Genomic DNA, 13,471 nt, shown 5'->3' with positions numbered 1-13,471 from the left:
GGTTACCTGTTTAACTGATCTTTTAAAAAGGCGCTCGCTGCCTGCATGGCCTGTTCTCCCATCTTTTCCGTCCCGAAAAATCCATGTATATTTTCATAATTTTTATAGATGATAGGCACGCCCGCCTTTTGCAGTTTGTCTGCATAGGCTTTACCCTCGTCTCTTAAGGGGTCGTAATTGCAGGTAAAGATCAAGGCCGGGGGCAAGCCTGAAAAATCGGCCGACCGAAGGATCGATGCTTCTTCGCACAATGCAGGATCGGTAACGTAATTGTCCCAAAACCATTTCATAATTTCGGCAGTCAGCACATAGTCGGTTCCATTTTCCTGGTAGGACGGATGATTGGCGCCGTAATGGTCTGTGACCGGGTAGGTTGCAAATTGTGCTTTCAATGCGATGCTTTGGCGTGTTAGCATCCTGGCAACATACAGCGCCATATAACCGCCCGCGCTGTCACCGGCAACGGCCATTCTTTCACTCGTGCCATTAAATTCTGCTGCATTTTCAAATAACCAGATAGCAGCCGCAACGCTGCTTTCAGGCCCCTGTGGATAAGGGTGCTCAGGTGCCAACTGATACGCCACTGACATGACGATAGAGCCTGTATTTTTACAGAGCTGCCGGCAAATCTCGTCATGTGTTTCCAAACCCATTAAAACAAATCCGCCGCCGTGATAATAGCTGACCACCGGGAATGGGCCTTCACCAAAAGGTATATAAATACGCACCGGGATAGACAGTTTGGTAATACTTTTATGGATCACGTCTGCCACCTGCGTAGGGCCGGGGTCCTTCGCAGCCTTTGCCATCGCTTTCCTCGTTTCTTCGGGGGGTGCCAAATTTAATTTGTCAAATCCGTGTTCCTTTGAAAAAGCTATCGTATCTAAAACTTCTTTTGATAGTGCCATGGTCTTGTATTTAGATATTGTCCTTGAATTTTTTGGGTTTCATTTTAAAGTACTTTTCAAATAAACGGGCGAAATGGCTCATATTGGTAAACCCCAGTATGTAACCCGTTTCTGACACGGTGTGATCGCTGAGCAGCTTGGCGGCTTCGTTCATCCTTGCCTTTTGAAAATAATTGTAAATGGAATCGCCGAAGATCTGGCGAAAAAGCGTTTTCATTTTGGTGGGACTCATGGAGATCTGTTTGGACAGCTCGGTCAACTGCGGCGCGACTGACAGATCCTTCAGGATGATCGATCTTACCTGGTATAATTTATCTGCATCGCTTCTGTTAATGATAACGCCGCTATGATTTACACTTTCGGTTATGCTGGCGAACAACAGGTAAATTAATTCAAGTGCTTTTATCTGGTAACGCAGTAAATAAAACGGCGAACCCGGGACGATGTTGCTGAAATCTTTCAGCGCACTTTCCATTTCAACCGGCATCAATACATTCAGCACAAACGATGGATTGCTTAAAATCCGGTTGCGCAGTGCGGATTCCTCTCCTGAAAAATGAAGCATTTCTGCTAAAAGCTCGCGTGCCACATTGATAACCAAAAAATAGATCTCCTGCTGTGCAGGAAACAATATCTCAGTAAAAAAATTGCCCGTGCCCATTTCAGCTTCGCATCCCGGTGCAAACAAGTGGGTTTCGTGCTGCCCGGTTTCCAAAACAACCTTCCGGCAGTCGAATTTTAGCGTCAGCATTTTCGACGGGCCTGCTGATTCCAGGCGTTTCAAGGAAAACTCTTCCTGAAGGATATATCGGTGCATGCACATACTCAGGCCTTGCCTTAATTGAATTTCCTGGATATACCCGTCACCTAATGACTCCGGTAAATAAACACGGTTTCCATGAACAGGCATTCCGAACCTTTTGCCGAATGCTTCTGCAAAATGGAATCCTTTTTCAATGACAAATTCAAAAGTTACCGGCATAATTAATTATTTCAACTCTTCCATAAACTGTGGAACGCTACGCGCGGGGCGGCCAAGTATCGTCTCGAGCGCCAGGGAATTGCCCCCGGAAAAACCGTATTGATCGTATTCCTTGTTCATCGCGATAAGCCCTTCACGCAATTCTCCGGGCGGGATCGGTACCTGTTTGGCCCATTCATCCACCGTTATATCTTTCGCGGTGACCGTTTTCCCCAGCTTTTTACTCATCAGCTCTGCCAGATCAACCCGGCTGAACATACCTGGGGAGGCCAGTTCAAAGGTGCCGTAAGACAAACGCTTATCGGTCATTGCCAAAGCGGCGGATTCGGCAACGTCCCGGTAGTCGACATACGCCATTTTTGAATCTTTTGAGTAGGGCATCATGATCTCGCCGCTTTGTTTGGCAGTCTCCCAGCTTTGCTGCAGCATTTGCATATACATGGCCGGCTGCAAAATGGTATAATCCATACCCGAACGGTAAAGCGCCTCCTCCGTCGGCCGTTTCTCGGCGTGATTGGCTAAGGACAGGGAAGGATGATAAACACTGGAGAAAACAAATTTGCTAACGCCAGCCGCATGAGCTGCTTTCACCAGGTTCAGGCCTGCTTCAACTTCTCGGTTAAATGCAGGGATGATGTGAAAGATGCCCTCTATACCTGCTACCGCACTTTCAAGCGTAGCTGGGTCATAAAGGTCGCCAACTACAAATTGGTCTGCACCATTTTCTTCGGCCTGTTTGCCTTTATTGCCATCCCGTACCAATGCAATAACATGATGGCCCTGTTTTTTCAATTGTGGTAAAACCAGTCCGGCAAATTTACCGGTGGCGCCGATCATTAATACTTTCATAGATCAGTCTGTTAAATGTTATCGAGGTAATCGGGCGGATAGACTTTTTGCCCATGCTTTTCGGCGATGGCCTGTAATTTTTTTACGGTTTCGTGGTCCATCTGCGCCGGCGGAAGAAACTCTCCATAACCGACCGGCCGGCCAATTTCCTCAAAAAAGGTCTCGAGGCCGGAAGGAACTACGATGCAAAGCAAATGGGCGGTCTGATCCGTTTTATTTTTGAAACTGTGTACAACGCCGCCTTTGGGGATATTGACGAAGGAGCCTTTCCGGGCAATGTAAGTACCAAACTCTGATCTCACTTCGATCTCCCCGTCGATCACATAAAATAATTCCTCGATCTGCGCATGTTCATGCGGGCCAGGGCCGCCGCCTGGCGGTATCAGCATATCAATCGCCGCAAATGCGCTATTGGTTTCAGCGCCGCCAACCAGGATGCGGTAGGTATCGCCGACAATAGAGAGGGTTTTACCTCCTGTTGCCCCTATGGTAATAGGGCTCTTTTTTTTGTTTTCCATACGCTGTTTCTTAGATGTCAAACAAAGGTCGGCTTAGTCACCTGAAAAAAATATACCGATTGGACAATTAAATAGTCCAATCGGACTTTAGAATGATCCTGATCTTTGAGATTTTTATGACGCTGTTTTTAACAATAGGGAAACTAAATCGCTTTAGTTTACTTTTGTAATGGGTTTACGGGAGGAAACCGCAGTTACTGGAGTTGCGGTACCGGTACCGTGAGCGCATGATCAAGGAAATGAACGCTAAATAATTATCATTATTCTATATGTTGATCGAGTTCGTTACCCAGCCGCAGTTCAATTTTTTGACCGCCTTCGCGGAAGCCTTAAAGGTTCCCGTTGTTAATAACGAACTGCAAATCCCTTCATCTCTTGGCGAGGGCTTTGTGCGCCGCGTTGACTTGAATGACGACTTCCGCCTGCTGATACACCGGTACCGGCTCAGCCAGGAACTGGTCTTAAAACGGATCGGTTCAAAAGAACCGGCCAGCTTCATCAGCGTCATTTTCTATAACAATGAAGAACCAGTAAGCCTGATCACAGACGATAAGCAACAACGGAATTTTAGCCGTTATAACGATCTGGCGATCCAGATCGCCTCCAATAACTTAGACTCGCTGATCACTTTCCCGGCCAATACGGATATCTATTTTACCGTGATCGGATTGAGTGCCGCGCGCCTTAAGGGCTTGTTAGCATTGAACCGGCCTGATCATTTGATCGATACCATCGTTAACCCCAAAGAATCATTTCTTTTTTATGAAAGTATGGGGACCGAAACACAAATAACACTCAAACAACTATCGGAACCACAGTCAGACAACGGGCTTGCAGGCTTTTACTTTCGCCTTAAAGCCGAGATGCTGCTGTATGACGTTTTTAACCAACTGCATAATCGCCGATCTGCCGGACATAGCCCCATTAACAAAGCCGATGCGGAAAAACTGGCTATCATCCGGAAAGCGATTCTCAGTGACCTTAGCCAACCGCCCAGCCTGCCAGATTTGGCAAGATTGGGCGGACTCAGCGAAACCAAAATGAAAGACCTGTTCAGGCAGGTATTTGGCGATAGCATTTACAACTATTATCAAACGGCCCGGATGGAGGAAGCGGCCTACCTGCTCAAACATAAGAACTACTCGGTGAGTGAGGCGGGCTACCAGTTAGGTTTTAGTAATTTAAGCCATTTTACCCGCTTATTCGAGCGGCACCACCAACAGAAGCCTAAAAAGTACGCATCAGGCGGATAGGACTATTTTTCGGGCGAAGCGCGCTATTTTAAATTCGGCATCCTGCTGACCTTTGACATATCATTTAAAAGATAAAAACAAACGATATGAAAAAGTTACTGATGCCCTACAATAGTCCATCCCTGAATTTGAAGAATCATATAGTGATGGCACCGATGACCCGCAGCCGTGCTATCGGCAATCTACCAAACGCCCTGATGGCAGAATATTATAGCCAGCGCAAGGGCGCAGGTTTGATCATCACAGAAGGTACCGCGCCCGCGCCTGAAGGATTGGGTTATGCCCGGATTCCCGGTATCTTTTCACCTGAACAAATAGCAGGCTGGAAATTAACCACGGCCGCGGTACATCAAAACGACACCAAAATATTTTTGCAATTGATGCACACCGGCCGTATCGGTCACCAGGCGAATCTGCCTCAGGGGGTTCATGTGATCGGTGCATCCGCTATACCGGCAGCAGGGCAAATGCATACCGATACGATGGGTATGCAAGATTACCCTATTCCGGTAGCATTATCAACCGAAGGCGTACAAGAGGTGATCAGCGGATATGTAACAGCCGCCAAAAACGCTGTGGCCGCAGGTTTTGACGGCGTAGAGTTACATGCGGCCAATGGTTACCTCATTGAGCAATTCTTAAATCCCAATGTGAATGACCGCACAGATATTTATGGTGGGAGCATCGAAAACCGAAGCAGGTTTGCCTTGGAAGTGGCACAACAGGTAGCGGATGCTATTGGCAAAGAAAAAGTTGGCGTACGGATCTCACCTAATTCTACCCTTGGTGACCTGCAAACTTATGATGCCGATGCTACGGAGGAGACGTACATTCACTTAAGCCGGGAGTTTAACCGTATCGGGCTTGCCTATATACACATCAGCATTAACCCGCAGGTGCCTGCACAAACCTTAGCAGCTATCCGGACCGAATTTGAGGGGACCATTATTTACTGCAACACTTTTACTGCCGAAAAAGCAGAAGCTGAATTGAGTAAAGGGGATGCGGACCTTATCGCCTTTGGCAGGCCATTTTTAGCGAATCCGGACCTGGAGCAGCGCATTATCAACGGAGCAGAATTCAACGCACCTGATTTTACCACTTTATATACGCCCGGTGCTAAAGGATATACCGATTACCCGGTTTTATTCAATTGATCCTATACATTAAAGGTTATAAATAATTAAAAAATAATGGAAAAAGTTAAAAAAGAGCATATTGTTGCTTGTTTACGGGCACTGATGCTGACTGTTATACTACCCGTATTTTTGCCCGGGAATGTTCATGCGCAACAATTATCGTTGGCAGAGCAGTCGGTAAGTTCCCTTGGCGCGGAAAACGCCGCATTGAAATTATTACAGGGAAATTTTGATGTAAAGGAAACCATATGGAGTTCCCCTACCTCAAAACCCGTTTACAATACCAACTTAATTGCCCGGAGACAAATGATCGGTTCTGTTTTACAGGAATTTATCTATGCTGCGCCAGCAACAGCCAATGCTCCCGTAGAAAGGATAGAATACATGAGTTTTAACAGGATCGAGGGCCGTTGGAGATCCATTTCTATGGATATCAGGGTTCCGGTTGGGCTAATGCCTGCCGCAAGTTTCGACCGCGGTCAAGCAAGTAAAATCAGGGTAATATTTGACCCGTTTCCAATTGCCGGTAAGGGATCGTCTGTCACCGGTCAAATGCTGCGCATGGACGAAACCATCAACTTTGAGAATCCGGACCACGTTGTCAAAGAACAGCATTTTATTTTGGCGGACGGCACCGGCAAAAGCTGGCTTGCTCACCGGTACGAATATACCAGGAGAAAATAGTATGAAAAAACCTTGAGCGGCGATTACAGTTTTGAGGCGGGGTCAAAAATATGCCCGGGACGGGATCAAGCTTTCTTTGAGATCAGCCAACGGCCTAAGCTAAGTATTGCGAAAAACACAAGGCGGTAAAATTTGTTAATCTTAAAGCAAATTTAGCCTATGAAAGCGAACCGGATACATGAGTTCGGCGGCACCGATGTGCTGGAACTCGAAGATATTGAAAAACCACAGCCCAAGGACGATGAAGTCCTCATCAAGGTTTACGCCAGTTCGGTTAACCCGGTCGATCAGAAGATCGTCGAAGGTGCGGCGCAGGAACGGTTCCCGACGCATTTCCCGCTGACCATCGGCTGGGATGTTTCGGGTGTGATCGAAGCCGCGGGCAACCATGTCCGCAAATTCAGTATTGGCGATGAAGTTTACGGCCGGCCTTTCCCGACCACCAATGGCGCTTTTGCGGAGTACCTGGTCATCAAAGCCGACCAGATCGCGCTGAAGCCGAAAAGCCTGGATCATATCAACGCGGCGGCGGTACCACTTGCCGGCCTCACCGCCTGGCAGGGTCTCTTCAAGTTCGGCAGGCTGGAAAAAGGACAGCGCGTATTGATTCATGCCGCTTCAGGCGGCGTTGGCAGTTTTGCCGTCCAGTTCGCCAAATGGAAAGGGGCCTATGTCATTGGTACCGCATCAGTCGACAACCTGGCATTCATCAAGCAATTGGGGGCCGACGAAGCCATCGATTATCAGAACGAACGTTTTGAAGAAAAGCTCAGTGACATCGACCTGGTCTTTGACTTGATCGGTAAGGACACGCAGCAGCGCTCCCTGCAGGTGATCAAGCCAGGCGGCCGCCTGGTGACCACCGTCATGCAGGAATTCAAAGAAGAAGCTAAAGAAAAACAGATCCAACTGGAAGGCTTTACTGCGCAGTCCTATCCGGAAGACCTGGAAAAAATAGCTGAGCTGATCGAACAGGGTATGGTGCAGCCGCTCGTATCGGCCGTATTTAATCTGGATGAAGCCGCCAAAGCGGAACGACTCAGCGCCGAAAAGCATACCCGGGGCAAGATCGTCATCAAAGTGGTTTAAACCGGCGCGACCGGCGGCCTCATTTTGAGACGCTGATCGCCGTTGTAAAACTGAATTAATGTTTCCAATAATGGTAGCGGAGTGTTCCCCCGCTGCCATTGCCTATTATTGGAGGAGTTCACCCATACCGAAGACCGTCAGGCCTTGCGCAAGTTGCGCCGCAACCGCTTCATTTGCGGCCTCAATGTATTTACCGGTGATCGGGTCAACTACGGTTCTTAAAGGCCTTTGGCCTTTTGGGGTGCCGATCAGTTTTACAATGGTGTTGGCCACATCCTGCGGGTTTGGGGATTGAGGGGGGGTAGCCTGCATCTCTCCGCCAAATGCGGTATCAGCTGCTCTATGGCTTTCCAGTTTACTACGGTATTGCCGATCTGGTTCCAGTCCTTTTTCGAAAAGACCAGCAGTTCGCAGTCCGTTTCTGCCTGGATATATTCGGACGATATGATCTGACTCGACCCCGGACACCTATTGTTCGATTTCGTTACATTTGACCTGAATTCATTTAATTTAAAATCCTATCGATCAGACTTTTATTTGTTTGGAATATGCCTTGACGAGAGAATAGGAATGAACGGACACCAGTTGCATATGAATTTAGATGACATGCTGCTGGTCGGCCTGGTATTTATCGGGCTGGCTTTTGCAGCGTTGTTATGGCTGATTAAGGGACCCGAGACAAAAGCCAACAGGTTTCTGGGGTTGGCACTTCTTGTTGTAAGCTTTTGGCTGATCCGGGTCATGGGCGGACAGACATGGCCGCTCAAACTTTCACTGGCAATCGGGCCGCTGCTGTACTTTTATGTACGTCAGCTAACCCAGCCGGATCAACAGACCCGCTACCAGGATTTTCTGCATTGCGTTCCTGCGCTGGCGGAACTGTCCTTGCAACTTGCCGGCCGGAACTTGGGCCTAGGTTTTACCATTTGTTCTGCCGGCATTTATTTATACCTGTCGAGCCGCGCCATGACTCGGTTTTATAATGCCCAGCAATTTCAGGAAGGTGACCGCTATCGTAACCGCTTGAAAAACGTTCAGATCTCGTTGGGCCTATTAGGAATTGCTGTGCTATTAGCGTTATGTTACGGCATGATCAACCTATTTTTTTACCGGTCAAACTTAACTTATACGCCTTGCTACCTATTGCCGGCGGCGATGCTGATCCGCATGGCAGGGCTGTCAATCATTAAACCGGTGACCCTTCCGGTAGCTACGGTCGTACCAATTACCCAGCGCCGGTCGGAACTGAAGCGTGAGGTGGCCTGGTTAAAAAGGTCGGTACAAAACGGTCACTATCACCGGAACCCGGAACTGACACTGAACAGCCTTGCCGGAAAGTTGCTGCTGACCACGCATGAACTTTCCCGGCTGATCAATCAGGGTTTGAAAAAGAGCTTTAACGATTTTATCAATGAACTCCGGGTGGCCGAAGTTATCCAAAAAATGCAGGATCCGGCTTTTGATGAGTTTACCCTGGAGGGCATGGCCTTCGATTCGGGTTTTAACTCGCCTAGCACCTTTCATCGCGCATTCAAGCAGGTGACCGGAAAAACCCCTGCGGTGTATAAAAAACAACTGTCATCTTATAACTTGACATATGGTTCCCGGCCTGCGCCGGTAATTTCGTACCAGGTAACCCGGAATCATATGTTTAAAAATTATTTGAAAATTGCCTGGCGGAACACGACCAGGAACAAAGCCTCCTCATTGATCAATATTAGCGGCCTGGCGGTGGGTATGGCTGTGACTATGCTCATTGGTTTATGGATATGGGACGAGGTATCGTTCAATAAATTCAACGCGAATTATGACCGCATCGTGCAGGTGCTGGCTAATAAGCATGTCGGCGGCGGCATAGCGACGCAGGCCTCGCAGCCTTTTCCGCTTTCAGCAGAATTGCGGAGGCAGTATGGCAGCGATTTTAAAGCTGTTTCTGCTACAGTTATCTACGAGCAGAACATCAATTATAATAACGATGCCTTTTCCCGGATCGGCTGTTTTGCCGAACCTGCAATGACCGATATCATCACGCTGAATATGGTAAAGGGATCGAAAACAGCGTTCAAGATACCGGGCACCATACTGATTAATGAATCACTCGCACGGGCCGTGTTCGGAGATGCTGATCCTATAAACAAAACAATCAAGATCAGCGATGCTTATCTGGTACAGGTTGCCGGAGTGTACCGGGACCTGCCGCAAAACACGCAGTTTGGCAATGTTGAGTTTATAGCGCCTATCCGCTTGCTGTTTAAAAATGCCGAAGACATGGGTAACTGGAATAACAGTTCCTTCCAGGTTTTTGCCTTACTGAATGAGGGAAGCCAGCTGCCGCAAGTAGCCCACAAAATACGCAACATCCTGTCTGAACGCAGGGAAAAAGATGCTACCAAACCCGAGTTGATCTTATTTCCCATGCGGGCTTGGCATCTTTATGAGTTTAAGGATGGCATTGCTGTCGCAGGTCGCCTACAGTTCGTATGGCTTTTTGGCATCATCGGCTTATTCGTTCTGCTTCTGGCCTGCATTAATTTCATGAACCTGAGCACGGCCAGGAGCGAAAAACGCGCAAAAGAGGTAGGTATACGTAAAGCCATCGGCTCCCTGCGGGGCCAACTGGTGATGCAGTTTCTAAGCGAATCTTTTCTAATTGTCGCTATATCGTTCCTAATCGCTGTTCTGCTGACCTGGCTTAGCCTGCCCTTTTTTAACGACATTTCGGGCAAGCAGCTTCACCTGATCTGGAATGACCCGCTGGTATGGCTGATCTGTTTTTGCTTTTGCCTCCTGACCGGACTTGCCGCAGGCAGTTACCCGGCACTTTACTTATCATCCTTTAATGCCGTTAAAGTATTGAAGGGAACCTTCAAGGCAGGACCATCGGCTGCCATGCCCCGCAAAGTATTGGTAGTCCTTCAATTTGCCGTTTCTGTTACGATCATCATCGGGACCATCGTTGTTTTCAAACAAATTGAATTCGCAAAGGACAGGCCGGTAGGTTACAACCGGGACAACCTTGTATCGATCCCTTATAATGCAATCAGGGAGTATAGCGCTTTCCGTCAAGAACTGCTAAACACTGGCGCAGTATCGGGCGTATCCCCGGCTGGCAACCCAACGACCGGAACATGGTCGTCAGCAGATAACCTGAGCTGGAGGGGAAAAGACCCCAGCCGGCAGGAGGTTTTCGGCACCGTGCTGGTCGACCCCGATTTTGGCAGCGTGGTAGGTTGGAAAATGAAGGAAGGCCGGGATTTCTCCAGGCAGTTCCTGAGTGATTCGTCAGGCTTTTTATTCAATGAGGCAGCCATCAGGCAGATGGGACTGAAAGAACCGATAGGCGAAACCATCAAATGGCATGGCAAAGACTGGAAGGTGTTGGGTGTGGTAAAAGATATGGTCATGAATTCACCTTTCGAACCCGTAACCCCGGTGGTATTTTTGATGGATGACCGGGAGCGATCATTCAATGTGATAATTTTGAAACTCAGGGACGGTATGCCTGCATCCGTTGCACTCGCCAGGATCGAAGCCGTCTATAAAAAATTCGCTCCGGAGGCGCCTTTTAATTACAAATTCGCGGATAGTGAATATGCGCAAAAATTCTTAGCCGAAGAACGTACCGGAAAGCTGGCTTCCGTGTTCGCGGTGCTCGCTATCTTTATCTCCTGTCTTGGATTATTCGGAGTGGCATCATTTGTGGCTGAACAACGCATCAAAGAGATCGGTATTCGCAAGGTATTGGGCGCGTCCGTGATGAGCATCTGGGGTTCGTTATCGAAAGAATTTATCATGCTTGTGGGAATCGCGTTGGTCATCTCCGTCCCGCTCTCCTGGTATTTTATGCATCAGTGGCTGCAGCATTATACATATCGTGCCAGGTTGTCCTGGTGGGTTTTTGCATTGACCGGAGCAGGGGCGTTACTGATCACTTTGCTCACCATTAGTTACCACAGCATCAAAGCCGCATTGACCAACCCAGTGAAAAGCCTCCGGTCGGAATAATTCTGATACAAGAACTTGAATCCTTGAGATGGGGTTTGGGATTAGTTGAATAGGTGCGTTCCGGGGTGAGATACGGGACGCATTATTAGTGGTATACAATTAAAAGGAATTTTACCGATCCGGTGCATCCTTCAAGAAGGTAACTGGTCAAAGGCTGCCTGGAAGTTTACCGCTTAGGTAGTTTTGGCGCATTAGCCATTGGGGTATACCAATTTTATGGAACAGTTAATGGCAGCGAAGAGTTGGAAGCCACTGCAAGGTTTACCGAAGTTTGGGAGAACAGGAACGGCAAGTGGCAGGTGAAGCGCGAAATGAGTTACGATCACAGGTAAAAGTTGTCCGGAATTCCGTAACGTCTTTAAAATCGATGCTAAATAGATGGAACTTATATCCCTTGTAATAACCGCAATTGTTCAGAAAGTCTTCGGTTACCATAAGCGTGACCGACAAAGGCTTGGGTATCTGGCCCTCACGATTAGCGACGCAGCTTAATCTCCGCATGAGATGACGTTTGCCTCTTATCTGGCGCAAAATCAAAAAATGATAATAACTCCTGACAAACAGCTGTCACCGAGAAACTACCAAATGGTTCTTAAGTCTACAAACTCTAATTATATTTAGATTAGATTTTATAAGCGTTTTGAGTTGAACAACTCAAAACGCTTTATTTAATATTTCATTCTGTTTTTAAGCTTTGTACAGGATTAATCAAAGCAGCCTTTACGCTTAGCCATGATATAGTCGCAAAGGCGATGATCAATACGGTTACAAAAGGGACCACAAATAAAACCGGACCGTTATTAAACGGTTAGATATTTCTGTTTAAGAGCTGCCATATCCTGGCTCACTTTTAAGTCCAGGATTTTAGCATAGTGCTGGGTGGTTTTGATATTGGTATGCCCTAACATTTTGCTGACCGTTTCTATTGGTACGCTATTGGATAGGGTAACGGTTGTGGCAAACGTATGCCTTGCCAGGTGAAACGTCAAGTGTTTAACGACATCCGATAGGTCAGCTATTTCTTTAAGGTAGGCATTCATTTTTTGATTGCTCAATACAGGTAATAGTAATCCTTTATTTTCACATTGGGGATGATCCTGATAGCGGTTTAATATTGTTAAAGCTACGGGGAGCAGTGGGATGCGGGAAGATGTGTCCGTTTTTTGGCGACTGGTAAATATCCATTGTTCGCCGTCTACGCCAATGCCGATCTCGTTGCGCCTTAGTTTCTTTACATCGGCATAAGACAAACCGGTGTAACAGCAAAAAACAAAAATATCCCTTACTTGCTTCAGACGTTCAATCGTAATTTTAGGGGATGTCGTAATATTATCCAGTTCTTGCTGCGTAAGAAAAGTGCGTTCTTTTGCCTTGGTAGTAGATTTAAAATTGATGAATGGATTTTGCTTTAGCCAGCCGTTAGCGATACAGTGATTAGCTATTTTTTTAAGATGTTTAATGTACTTGGCGGCAGATACACCGGTAATTTTACAATCTGCTTTCAGGTAAAACTCAAATCCAGTAATAAAGGCGTAGTCTAATTGACTGATCTCTATATCTGTTTTGCCATATTTTTTTTGGAGGAAGCCAGTAAGGTGTTTTTCAGATGTATTGTATCCTTTTAATGTATTCGCCTCAAAACCATTACCAATCAATGCCTTTACTTTGGCATTATGTTCAGCAAACAATTGCATCAGATAGCGACTCTTTTCTGTTTTTCCTGTGAATTGGTTCTGTAGGCTTTCAGTGGTGATGCGCTGGTTTGCATCAATCAGCACCTGGTGCGCATTTCTAACTTTGGTTAGCAGGCTGTCCAGATAATTATTAAGCGATTTGATCTCTTCTTTTACGCCGATGGCTCGACCCGCATGGCTGTTCCATTTCGCCGGATCACATTCACGTCCGGCAGACATTTCTACGCGTTTACCATCTACGGTAATGCGCATGTAGACGGCCATAGGGCCACCTTTGTAGTTCTTTTGCTTTCTCAGGTAAAAAAGCAGATGGAAATTACTTTTCATAATTACAAGCTTAAAAGTGAAAC

At 47.1% G+C, this 13,471-nt stretch carries 12 protein-coding genes; 6 read left to right on the top strand and 6 right to left on the bottom strand.

The window, feature by feature from the left end; genetic code table 11:
* Window positions 1–2: 2 nt before the first annotated feature.
* From FHW89_RS14720 to FHW89_RS14705, 4 genes are read right to left on the bottom strand one after another with little or no spacing between them, the layout of a single operon-like run.
* Complete coding sequence (locus FHW89_RS14720; RefSeq protein ID WP_172335829.1) at window positions 3–908, bottom strand: alpha/beta hydrolase; 906 nt, start codon at window positions 906–908, stop codon at window positions 3–5.
* A gap of 10 nt (window positions 909–918) precedes the next feature.
* Window positions 919–1,890: an AraC family transcriptional regulator gene (locus tag FHW89_RS14715; protein ID WP_172335828.1), complete on the bottom strand. Its 972-nt coding sequence runs from the start codon at window positions 1,888–1,890 to the stop codon at window positions 919–921.
* Between the two features lie 6 nt (window positions 1,891–1,896).
* Window positions 1,897–2,739: an SDR family oxidoreductase gene (locus tag FHW89_RS14710; RefSeq protein ID WP_172335827.1), complete on the bottom strand. Its 843-nt coding sequence runs from the start codon at window positions 2,737–2,739 to the stop codon at window positions 1,897–1,899.
* An 11-nt stretch (window positions 2,740–2,750) separates the two neighbouring features.
* On the bottom strand, window positions 2,751–3,278 hold the full coding sequence (locus FHW89_RS14705; protein WP_253952239.1) for a cupin domain-containing protein: 528 nt from the start codon (window positions 3,276–3,278) through the stop codon (window positions 2,751–2,753).
* A 248-nt stretch (window positions 3,279–3,526) separates the two neighbouring features.
* On the opposite strand from FHW89_RS14705, the gene FHW89_RS14700 reads away from it, so the two are divergent.
* From FHW89_RS14700 to FHW89_RS14685, 4 genes are all read left to right on the top strand, one after another.
* Window positions 3,527–4,510: a helix-turn-helix transcriptional regulator gene (locus FHW89_RS14700; RefSeq protein WP_172335826.1), complete on the top strand. Its 984-nt coding sequence runs from the start codon at window positions 3,527–3,529 to the stop codon at window positions 4,508–4,510.
* An 86-nt stretch (window positions 4,511–4,596) separates the two neighbouring features.
* On the top strand, window positions 4,597–5,667 hold the full coding sequence (locus tag FHW89_RS14695) for an alkene reductase (protein WP_172335825.1): 1,071 nt from the start codon (window positions 4,597–4,599) through the stop codon (window positions 5,665–5,667).
* 36 nt (window positions 5,668–5,703) lie between these two features.
* On the top strand, window positions 5,704–6,333 hold the full coding sequence (locus tag FHW89_RS14690; RefSeq protein WP_172335824.1) for a hypothetical protein: 630 nt from the start codon (window positions 5,704–5,706) through the stop codon (window positions 6,331–6,333).
* Between the two features lie 159 nt (window positions 6,334–6,492).
* Window positions 6,493–7,422: an NADP-dependent oxidoreductase gene (locus FHW89_RS14685; RefSeq protein ID WP_172335823.1), complete on the top strand. Its 930-nt coding sequence runs from the start codon at window positions 6,493–6,495 to the stop codon at window positions 7,420–7,422.
* A 105-nt stretch (window positions 7,423–7,527) separates the two neighbouring features.
* Here the strand turns inward: FHW89_RS14685 and FHW89_RS28650 are convergent, their stop codons facing one another.
* Complete coding sequence (locus FHW89_RS28650; RefSeq protein ID WP_216650578.1) at window positions 7,528–7,890, bottom strand: hypothetical protein; 363 nt, start codon at window positions 7,888–7,890, stop codon at window positions 7,528–7,530.
* Between the two features lie 123 nt (window positions 7,891–8,013).
* Here FHW89_RS28650 and FHW89_RS14675 point away from each other — a divergent pair, with 123 nt between their 5' ends.
* Window positions 8,014–11,427, top strand: coding sequence for an ABC transporter permease (locus FHW89_RS14675; protein WP_172335822.1), 3,414 nt, complete (start codon window positions 8,014–8,016; stop codon window positions 11,425–11,427).
* A gap of 143 nt (window positions 11,428–11,570) precedes the next feature.
* Window positions 11,571–11,759 carry a DUF4440 domain-containing protein gene (locus FHW89_RS29155; RefSeq protein ID WP_172336161.1) on the top strand — a complete coding sequence of 63 codons (189 nt, stop codon included), beginning with the start codon at window positions 11,571–11,573 and terminating at the stop codon, window positions 11,757–11,759.
* 468 nt (window positions 11,760–12,227) lie between these two features.
* Here FHW89_RS29155 and FHW89_RS14665 read toward each other — a convergent pair whose 3' ends face one another.
* A complete protein-coding gene (locus tag FHW89_RS14665; RefSeq protein WP_172335821.1) occupies window positions 12,228–13,448 on the bottom strand; it encodes a site-specific integrase in 1,221 nt (406 codons plus the stop codon).
* Window positions 13,449–13,471: the final 23 nt, after the last annotated feature.

Source organism: Mucilaginibacter sp. SG564, assembly GCF_013149275.1.
GTDB lineage: Bacteria > Bacteroidota > Bacteroidia > Sphingobacteriales > Sphingobacteriaceae > Mucilaginibacter.
Note: the sequence above shows the minus strand (reverse complement) of the source record. Positions and strands in the feature narration are given on the sequence as shown.

Coding starts and splice junctions, on each gene's coding strand:
- FHW89_RS14685 (WP_172335823.1), top strand. CDS start 6,493: ATGAAAGCGAACCGGATACATGAGTTCGGCGGCACCGATGTGCTGGAA.
- FHW89_RS14690 (WP_172335824.1), top strand. CDS start 5,704: ATGGAAAAAGTTAAAAAAGAGCATATTGTTGCTTGTTTACGGGCACTG.
- FHW89_RS14695 (WP_172335825.1), top strand. CDS start 4,597: ATGAAAAAGTTACTGATGCCCTACAATAGTCCATCCCTGAATTTGAAG.
- FHW89_RS14720 (WP_172335829.1), bottom strand. CDS start 908: ATGGCACTATCAAAAGAAGTTTTAGATACGATAGCTTTTTCAAAGGAA.
- FHW89_RS14675 (WP_172335822.1), top strand. CDS start 8,014: ATGAATTTAGATGACATGCTGCTGGTCGGCCTGGTATTTATCGGGCTG.
- FHW89_RS14715 (WP_172335828.1), bottom strand. CDS start 1,890: ATGCCGGTAACTTTTGAATTTGTCATTGAAAAAGGATTCCATTTTGCA.
- FHW89_RS14710 (WP_172335827.1), bottom strand. CDS start 2,739: ATGAAAGTATTAATGATCGGCGCCACCGGTAAATTTGCCGGACTGGTT.
- FHW89_RS14700 (WP_172335826.1), top strand. CDS start 3,527: ATGTTGATCGAGTTCGTTACCCAGCCGCAGTTCAATTTTTTGACCGCC.
- FHW89_RS14665 (WP_172335821.1), bottom strand. CDS start 13,448: ATGAAAAGTAATTTCCATCTGCTTTTTTACCTGAGAAAGCAAAAGAAC.